Raw genomic sequence first — 8,231 nt, forward strand, 5'->3', positions numbered from 1 at the left:
CGACCAGACGACGGCCGAACCGGTGGCCGTCGAACCACCCACACCCGCCCTGACCAGGTAATCAGCACCTCCCACCCAGCGGGGGAAGCTCAGCCTCGCCGCCGGCGCCGAGGCCCGGCAGGAGTGGCCGCTGCGTGGAATCGCACGGGACATCACCTCCGCCGCACGCGACATCGAGGTGCAGGTGACCGTGCTGGCCGGGGAGAACGATGCGGTGGAACCACCGAGCGTTCTGCGCGAGTGCCTCCTGCCGCACATCCCGCACGCAACGCTGACAACCATCCCCGCCGTCGGCCACCTGCTCCCCGCGGAAGCCCCCGGCGCTGTCGCAGCCGCCCTCGGAGACTTCCTCACACCCCTTCGGTACTGATGGCATTTCTCCGGGAGCGTGAAGCCCAGGTCGCAGCGGAAGTTGAGGTCCCGGCAGGTTGGAGGCGCTCGTACGGCGCGGAGTCTGCGCGGAGCAAGTGCAGTCGTGGCGAAGACCGGGGACGCCGGCTGCGGAGGGCGGCGTGGGAGCCGGGCGTGCAGCCACGAACCTGCTGCCGAACCGGGGCCTGTCGGGCTCGGAAAGTCATCGCCGCAGGTGGCAGCAGTAGAGAGACCTCGGCTGGCACCATGTCGGCGTGACCGTTTCGATGCTGTACAAGGTGGCGCGCAAGCTGCTGTCCATCCCCGGGGCGCTGCTTCGCCGCGACACGGCCAAGGACGCGGAGCTGCTCGTGCTCCGTCACGAGAACGCTGTGCTGCGCCGCCTACCCCGTCGCCGCTGGCGGGCGGTCTTCCCGGTCAGGCCCGGCACGTTGCCGGCCTGGCATCGCCGGCTCATCGAGGCGAAGTGGGACTGCAGCACACGGCGCACCCGCACCGGGCGGCCGCCGACCGGAGCGGCGCTCAAGAACCTCGTGCTACGCCTGGCTCGGGAAAACGCGGGGTGGGGGCACAGGCGGATCCAGGGTGAGCTCGCTCGCCTCGGGCACCCGATCGCCGCGTCCACGGTGTGGGGAATCCTCCACGCGGCGGGCATCGACCCAGCTCCGCGCCGTACCGGCCCGACCTGGCGCGAGTTCCTCACGGCCCAGGCCGAGGGCACCATCGCCGTCGACTTCTTCCATCTCGATACGGTGCTCGGCAGGCGCCTGTACACACTGGCGTTCCTCGAGCACGGTACCCGTCGCCTGTGCATCGCCGGCGTCACCGCCCACCCCACCCGGGAGTGGGCGGTGCAGCAGGCCCGAAACGCAGCCACCAACCTCGGCCGTGAGTCGGGAGCATGGGACTCAGCGGGCCAGCAGGTCCTGGATGGCCGCCGCGATCTCGTCGGGTGCTTCCTCGGCCATGAAGTGGCCTGCTCGGGCCAGCCGGTGGTCCAGATCCGGCGCCCACGCCTTCCACACCGCGGCACCGTCGTAGCCCAGCTGTGCGCCCCAGTCCTGCTGGATGACCGTCACGGGCATGGCCAGCTGCGATCCGGCGTCCAGGTCCGCCTGGTCGTGCGTGACGTCGATGTCCGCCGAGGCCCGGTAGTCCGCGACGATGGACGTCACTGCCGCGGCGCTCGCGCTCAGGTATTCGGCACGCACCTCCTCGGGCATGGTTGTCGGGTCGTTGGCCCAGGCGTCGAGGAACGAGCCGAAGAACGCGTCCGCACTACCTGCGATCATCGCCTCCGGCAGGCCCGGCGGCTGCGCCATCAGGAAGAGGTGGTAGCCGACCGCCGCCGAGACGCCGTGCAGGACGTTCCACATGTCGAGCGTCGGCACGATGTCGAGTATGCCCAGGTGGGTGATGGTCTCCGGGTGGTCCAACCCCGCCCGGAAGGCGACCAGGGCGCCCCGGTCGTGGCCGACGAGGGCGAAGCGCTCGTGGCCGAGCGCCGCCGCCAGGGACACGACGTCGGCGGCCATGGTGCGCTTGGCGTACACCTCGGGGTCGGTGGCCGCAGGCTTGTCGCTGGCGCCGTAGCCCCGCAGGTCAGGACAGATCACCGTGTGCTCGTCGGCGAGCCGCTCGGCGACGTGCCGCCACATCAGGTGGGTCTGGGGGAAGCCGTGCAGCAGCACGACCGGGCTGCCGCTGCCGCCGACAGCTGCAGCCAGCTCCACACCGTCCGCACCGGGCAGGCGGATGTGATCGAAGCCGGGAATAGTGAGCGTCATGAGGGACCGTCCTTGCGGGTCGGGGACTTGACCGGATCAGCTTGGGCGACGGCGATCAGCAACCGATCAGCACGGTTGGGAGCAGTCGGCCCCTGGCACGGAGGATGGGGGCATGCGAATCGACGTGCTCGGTGTGGTGCGGGCCCTCCGCGACGACGGCAGCCCGATTGACCTGGGCGGACCCCGCCATCGTGAGGTACTCGCCCGGCTCGTCGCCGCCGAGGGGCGGATGGTCACCACCGACACCCTCGTCAATGACCTGTGGACCGATCCACCCGCCCGCGCCGTGGGCGCTTTGCGCACGTTCGTCGCCGCGCTGCGACGCGCCCTCGAACCCGATCGGCCGCCCCGCAATCCGCCGCGCATCATCGTCACCGAGGGCCCCGGCTACGCGCTGCGCCTGCCACGCGATGAGGTGGACGCCCACCGGTTCCAGGACATCCTGGCCCGAGCCCGCCGCAGCCCCGACGCGGTGACTGACCTCGGCGCGGTACTCGCGGCCTGGCGCGGATCCGCCTACGCCGATGTGCCCGACGCCGCATGGGCGAAGCGCGAGCGGGCCCGGCTGGAGGAATTGAGGTTGGAGGGCGTGGAACTGCGCGCCCGGATCCTCCTCGACTCTGGGAGAGGGGCCGACCTCGTCGCCGAAATGGGTGCTCATGTCACCGAACACCCATGGCGCGAGCCGGCCTGGGAGCTGCTTGCCCGCGCGCTGTACCGCGCGGGCCGCCGGGCCGACGCGCTGGCCACCCTCCGCCGCGCCCGCGCGATGCTCGTCGACCATCTCGGGCTCGACCCCGGTGCCGAGCTCCAGCGCCTGGAGACGGACATCCTCAACGGGGCCGTTCCCCCCGCAGGAGCACCTACCACGTGGACAGGCGCTGGTGTCCGGCTCGGCCCGCGCACCACCGTGGATCTGGCCCGCACCCTCGCACTGGCGGGTGGCGACGCCCTCGTCCACTCCCGGCGCGACCGCCTTGCCGCCATTCATGCGGCGGAACGCACGGGAGACCTCTCCCTGACCGCCCGCATCATCGGCGCCTACGACGTGCCTGCCATCTGGAGCCGGGCCGACGACGCCGAGCAGTCCCGCGCCGTCGTCGCGGCTGCCGAGCGCACGCTCACCGGGCTCGGCCCAGACGGCCCCGCCGACCTGCGCGCCCGTCTCCTGTCCACGGTCGCCGTCGAAAGCCGCAGCGCCGATCTGTCCGGGACCGAGCTGAAGCACGCACAGCAGGCGGCACTGCAAGCTGAAGCGCTGGCACGGCACCTGGCCGACCCCGCCCTGCTGGCCTTCGCCCTCAACGGTGTGTTCCTGCAGTCCTTCACCCGCCCCGGGCTCGCGGCGGCAAGGGATCGGATCGGAGCCGAGATCCTCGACCTGGCCACCCGACACGAGCTGCCGAGCTTCGCCGTATTCGGCCGACTCGCCCGCTTGCAGTCCGCCTCGGCCCTCGGCGACCTCGACGTTGCGACCTCGCACGCCAATGCAGCCGATCAGCTCGCCGCCACCACTGAGGCGCGCCTCGTCCCCGTCCTCACCGGGTGGTTCAGGGCCCGGGCCACGGCCGCCCGCAGCGCCGAACCCGGCGGACCGACCGCCGCCACGGCCGCAGCGCACTACCGCGCTGCGGAGGACGCCCTCCAGGCGGCCGGAATGCCGGGACTGCACCGCGGCCTGTTCCCGCTCGCCCTACTGGGACTGCGCCTGCTGCACGACAGGCCAGCGCCCACCGACCCGCACCTCGACTGGGGCCCGTACAGGCCCTGGGCGCGACCCCTCGTGTTCCTCGCCCAGGACCGGGGCGAGGAGGCCCGTACCGCCCTTGCCGCGATACCCGAACCACCACATGACCACATGCAAGAGGCCATGTGGTGCCTGACCGCCCGCGCCGCCGTCCGCCTCGGCGAGCGCGGAATCGCCGCACGCGCCCAGACTGCCCTGCGCGATGCCCGTGCCGAACACGCCGGCGCCGCCAGCGGAATGGTGACCCTGGGCCCGGTGGCACGGTATCTGGCAGAGGCGGAGGCATGCGCAGGAGCGGGGTAAGCGACAGCAATACGCAACCCCGCGCCCGCCCCACGGCCAGCGGAATTGCTGCCGCGCTCTCGGGTAGACGCGCAGACGCGTCCTGCGACCGAGCCAGGGTGCCCGGAGCCTGTCAGGGCGTGGAAGGAGCGTCGGGATCATGGGCGAGGAAACCGGTCACGTCACCGGTACCAAGGACAAGGACTACAACCTGCTCTGGTACGTCGAGGCGTGCCTGAGCAACGCGCTGCGCATGGAAACCTACGTGCAGGAGGCCGAGCGAGAGGGCGACGGCGAGGTCGCGGAGCTGTTCCGCAAGGCGTAGGCCGACAGCCGCAAGGGCGCCGGGATAGGCAAGCGGCTGCTCGCCGCCCGCCTGGCCGGCGGTGAAGGCATCGGCACGAGCGCTGGCGAAGACACTATCGCGGGCACCGGTGAGGGCACCGCCACGGTCCCCGGCGAGGAAACCGTGGTTGGCGGCGCCCCGGCGCCTGTCGGTGATCCGGGCGACCTGCCCCGGGACCCGACGACCCCATAGGCCGTGGCGGAGCGAACCAGTAACACCAACCATCACCCCGCGCGGCACGACCTTAAGTCACCGGCATTGGGCCTAGCACGGACCGCTCGGACCCATCTGGTGGCGCTACGGCCGCGACGGACGGCACTGCCTGCTCGACGCGCTGGACAACCCGAACAACCGCGCCGCCTACGACCAGCGCCAAGCCGCCCGGGAGAAGAAGGCCAAGCAGGACCACCGGGAGCTGATGCGGACCCTCGCCTGCGCCGACTGCGGCAACGTCCCCAAGGAGGAGAACACCTGGGTCTACGGCAGCCGCCAGTGGACCCGCCGCCCCGGCGGCCGCTGCCGGCCCTGCCACCAGGACCGCGAGGAGCGCCTGGAACGGGAGGCCGAAGAACAACTGGAAGCCGCCCGGGCGGCGAACGCCGCGCTGCGCCCGTGCTGGACCTGCCGGGGCTCGATCGGCGGCAAGGCCGGCTCGAAGCTGGAGCTGACCGAGAAAGCCAGCCCCGACCGGCTGGAGTGCCCGCAGTGCGTCAGCGACCGGGAGACGGAGGACCTGGGCCCGCTGGTGCTGCCCGCCCCGACCAAGCGCGAGCAGGTCGCCGCCCTGCTCTCCGCCCCGGACGATCCGTGGTGGGACGTGCGGATGCTGCACGCCAAGCTCTACCCGGTGAAGGACCGCGCCGCGTGAGGCCGACCGCCGCGCGGCTGTCGCGGGGGCTGTCGCGACCCCCTGTCGCGTGGGGTGCTGTCGCGTGACGTGGGCGGATGAGCGCTTACCCCCGTGCGAGGTCGGGGCGCGGGTGCGGCGGGTGCACAGGCCTGGTACCGCGCGGGACGGTCTGCAGGAACGGGAACCGAAGCGGGTTCCTGGTCATCTCCATGTCCGGTACGGACGGACGATCGAGCGGGGAACGGGCGCGGTGAGGGTGGCGGGCGCGGTGAGGGTGGCGGGCGTGGTGCTCTGTTTGCTGGCGGCGGGATTCGTCTGGTTTATCGGCATGATGTCCGGCTTCGAGACCCGCCCGACCAGAGCGTGTGTCACCGCGCTCTACGGATGGGACCCGGGGGCGTACCGGGAACCCCAGCACAGGAACATTCGGATCGAGGAGTCGCTCTTTCCGCCTTCGCGTCTCTGCCGCTGGCCGGACGGCCGCTCCGTCGAACTCGTGCCGTGGTGGGACGCCCCGCTGCTGTTCGGTGCGCTGGGCGGGGCGGTCGCACTGCCGGCGTACCCTCTGGCCCGGCGCGCGGTCGTCCGGCGGCGGACCAGCCGGCAGGATCCCGACACGCCGGCGTCGCGGGCCGCCCACATCAAGTGGTAGTCCGGCCGCCTGGACAGGCCTCGGCGGATCGCCCCGGTCGAGACCTTCCACTGCCCCCGACCCGGCGGTGTGTGGCCGGTTCGCCGGCCTCCTGCGTATCCCGGCCGCTGACTGCAGCACAGGGGTGCAACGCGGCCTCGCGTTGCACCCCTGACCTGGGACTTTGCCTGATCCGGCGGGCGGCCGGGCCGCGTTGCAGCGGGCACGTTGCACCCGGCACGCTCCGGTCCCGTCCGGCACCGTCTATTCCCAGCGCATGCCGAGTTCGGTGAGGCGGGCGGCGCGTTCGGTGGGGATGTCGGCGCGCCTGCTGCGGCTGTTGGCGATGAACAGGCCGAGGCCGATCTGCACGGTGGTGCCGTCGGCCAGGACCAGGGGTTCCTTGCGCTTGCGACGTTCAGGTGCCACTCGCGGGCCCGGTACTGGGCGGCGGCGGCGAGGTTGCGGCGCCCCTTCTCCGCGTGCGTCACCTTCACTGCAGGCCGCTGCTCCTCGGGCAGCGGCTTCAAGCCGAGGACGTGCTCCAGCGCCCACTGCTGGGCGGGGGCGAGCTTGTCCCAGCCGACCTGCTGGGCGCGGCCCCACCCGGCGAGGTCCTCGCCCTGGACGACGACGCTGCCCGGCGCGGCCCCGGCGAGTGCGCCGCCGTCCTTGATGTGGCGCCAGACCAGGGCGAAGCACCGCTGCCACTCCACCGACCAGGCCGGACACCACGCCGGGTCGATCTCGTCCAGGGCGGCCTTGCGGTCGGCGGTCAGCACCCCTGCCCAGTCCAAGCCCTGCTCGCCAGCCTCGGCACGGCGCTGGAGCGCTTCGGTGCGCCGCTGCGCGGTGCGCAGGTTCTTCATGATGGTCCCGACCGGTCGCCCGCCCCAGACCGCCTCATTGGACGGACGGGCATGCCCGTGCTCGGCCGCGTACCCGGCCACCGCGGTCAGGTTGTCGGTGAAGGCGGTGTCGAACGCCGACCACACCATCCCGAGCGCGTCCAGCTCCTTGACGCGCTCGGCATCGAGGACGTCAGCGGCCTTGTAGCGGCGCTGGTCGGCCACCCACACCCCCAGCCGGTGCCTGGACGGCGCCCGGTAGGCGAGCAGCTCCTCCAGGCCCCGCCGGAACTCCTCCCGCTCCGGCTCCAGCACCCGGGTCCGCACGAATGCCGCAGGATCACGCTGGGTGGAGAACTGCAGCAGCTGCGCCTCACCGCCGGCGGAGCGGAACGCGTCCGGCTCCCCGGCGTGCCTAGGCTCCCTCGGCGGCCGGGACTCGGACTGCGGCAGCGCCAGGCGCTCGACGGCCGCCGCGTCGTGCGAGCGTAGCGCCATGAGCAGCTTGCTCAGCCCCCTGGAAACATCCTCGGCGGCTGTACGTCCTGCCTCCTGTAACCATCGTGTGGGTGCACTCGTTGGCCCGAGGTGAAAGGAGAAGGGAGACCTGGTATGGCATGTGATGCCCCATGGATCGAGAAGCGGCGTTACGAGTACGCCGGCGGCCGCTACGTAGGCTGCGGAAACTGCGGCGGGGACTTGTGCACTGTCTGCAGGTCCAACCATCTACAGCCGAGCGACGTGCACTTTGAGTTCAACGACGACAACGTCTGCCCAGACTGCAGTCCAAAGCGCTGATCAAAGCCACGGAACCGTCCGGTCGGCGGCAGGACGCAGTGTGTGATCTGTGCACCTCGAAGGGGTGAAGGAACACATGTGGCGGGGCCGTCGGTGAGGGTGAGCGCCCGGCGAACGCCGGCCGCAGCCCACCAGGCCGGGACCGAGGCCACGTGGTACGGCCGTCCCGCCGACCCCCTCGAGGCGCCCCAGCGCCCCGTCCCGGACCGCCTAGGCCCTGCTGCGCCCAGACGTCTCGCGGCCCGTCGTGCGGGTGTTTCTGGCATCCCTGGGTGTTCGTGCGGTGCGTGCCGCGGGCAATGGTTTGCGGCACGCACCGCCGTTCTGATCCTGTCAGGTCCCGTGGCGGTCTGCCTCACGGGGGCCGACCTCCCCAAGATCGCATTGAAGCTGCACACACGCCCCCGGAAGACCCTCGACTTCGACACGCCAGCCGATAGGCTGGAGCCCCTGTTGTGCTGACGGGTTGACTGCACCTCGGCTTTTTTCGCCCAGGAGCTCGACCCGACCCGGCGACGGTACTGAAGCTCATCGACGAGCACCAGGACCGCTTCGGGGCCGAGCCCGTCC

The 8,231-nt window shown here is 71.8% G+C and carries 4 protein-coding genes and 2 pseudogenes; 4 read left to right on the plus strand and 2 right to left on the minus strand.

What is annotated here, in order from left to right; genetic code table 11:
• Positions 1-626: 626 nt before the first annotated feature.
• A pseudogene (locus ACFVWU_RS43350) lies at positions 627-1,259 on the plus strand (integrase); the annotation flags it as partial.
• Between the two features lie 21 nt (positions 1,260-1,280).
• Here the strand turns inward: ACFVWU_RS43350 and ACFVWU_RS43355 are convergent.
• Positions 1,281-2,159 (minus strand): alpha/beta fold hydrolase, encoded by an 879-nt coding sequence (locus ACFVWU_RS43355; protein WP_387631901.1) that lies wholly within the window; start codon positions 2,157-2,159, stop codon positions 1,281-1,283.
• 112 nt (positions 2,160-2,271) lie between these two features.
• Here ACFVWU_RS43355 and ACFVWU_RS43360 point away from each other — a divergent pair, with 112 nt between their 5' ends.
• The 3 genes and pseudogenes from ACFVWU_RS43360 (at position 2,272) to ACFVWU_RS43370 (ending at position 5,402) form a co-directional block, all read left to right on the plus strand.
• On the plus strand, positions 2,272-4,209 hold the full coding sequence (locus tag ACFVWU_RS43360) for a BTAD domain-containing putative transcriptional regulator (protein ID WP_387631902.1): 1,938 nt from the start codon (positions 2,272-2,274) through the stop codon (positions 4,207-4,209).
• Positions 4,210-4,348: 139 nt separating this feature from the next.
• A pseudogene (locus ACFVWU_RS43365) lies at positions 4,349-4,576 on the plus strand (hypothetical protein); the annotation flags it as partial.
• Positions 4,577-4,952: 376 nt separating this feature from the next.
• Entirely contained in the window at positions 4,953-5,402 is a 450-nt protein-coding gene (locus tag ACFVWU_RS43370) for a hypothetical protein (RefSeq protein WP_387631904.1), read from the plus strand.
• Positions 5,403-5,762: 360 nt separating this feature from the next.
• On the opposite strand, the gene ACFVWU_RS43375 is transcribed toward ACFVWU_RS43370, so the two are convergent.
• Positions 5,763-7,361 (minus strand): helicase associated domain-containing protein, encoded by a 1,599-nt coding sequence (locus ACFVWU_RS43375; RefSeq protein WP_387631906.1) that lies wholly within the window; start codon positions 7,359-7,361, stop codon positions 5,763-5,765.
• Positions 7,362-8,231: the final 870 nt, after the last annotated feature.

It is taken from the genome of Kitasatospora sp. NPDC058190 (genome assembly GCF_042883685.1).
Classification (GTDB): Bacteria; Actinomycetota; Actinomycetes; order Streptomycetales; family Streptomycetaceae; genus Kitasatospora.